At 50.5% G+C, this 744-nt stretch carries 1 protein-coding gene; it reads right to left on the bottom strand.

Annotated elements, in window-relative coordinates:
* Positions 1 to 124: 124 nt before the first annotated feature.
* Positions 125 to 744 (bottom strand): aspartate/glutamate racemase family protein (locus tag J5224_RS32440; protein WP_264629049.1); only part of this gene is annotated, 620 nt, incomplete at its 5' end.

Below are 744 nucleotides of genomic sequence, written 5' to 3'. Positions count from 1 at the left end.
ATGCAAAGGCAGTCAGAACGTTCTGACTGCCTTTTTTCATGGCTAAAATGAGGAAATCTTGAGTGTTTTAGTCAGGAAATTGTGATTTAAAACAATGATTACCTTATTTATGAATATATATCAATTAGTTATTTTCTAATGCGTAGTCCGCAGCGGCGATGGCATGTAGGTGGCTGGTATCAAAAAGGGGAATTTTCGTATCGGATTGCTGGATTAAAAGGGGAATTTCGGTACAGCCGAGGATCACCCCCTGAGCACCTTGCTGGGCAAGCTTGTCGATAATAAGGCGAAACGCCTGCCGTGAACGGTCGCTCAATACGCCGCGGCACAGCTCGGCGTAAATGACCCGATTGATCTCATCGCGCTGATCGGGCTGCGGAATGATGACATCAATGCCGTGGCGCTCCTGTAAGCGACCACGGTAAAATTCCTGCTCCATGGTATAGCGGGTCCCCAATAAGCCAACGCGCGTCATGCCATGCTGTTTCAGGCTGTTGGCAGTGGCATCGGCGATATGCACTACCGGCAATTGACTGGCGCTTTCAACGTCATCGGCCACCTTGTGCATGGTGTTGGTACAGATGACAATCGCTTCTGCACCTGCCTGACCTAGCCCGATGGCTATTTTAGAAAGCTGCAGTGCGGCCTGCGCCCATGCGCCTTGCGCCTGAAGCTGCTCGATATCGTGAAAATCTACGCTATGCAGTATCAGTTTCGCTGAGTGTAAGCCCCCCAGACGCTGTC

It is taken from the genome of Candidatus Symbiopectobacterium sp. NZEC135 (genome assembly GCF_025962695.1).
This window is presented reverse-complemented; position numbering and strand designations above follow the sequence as displayed.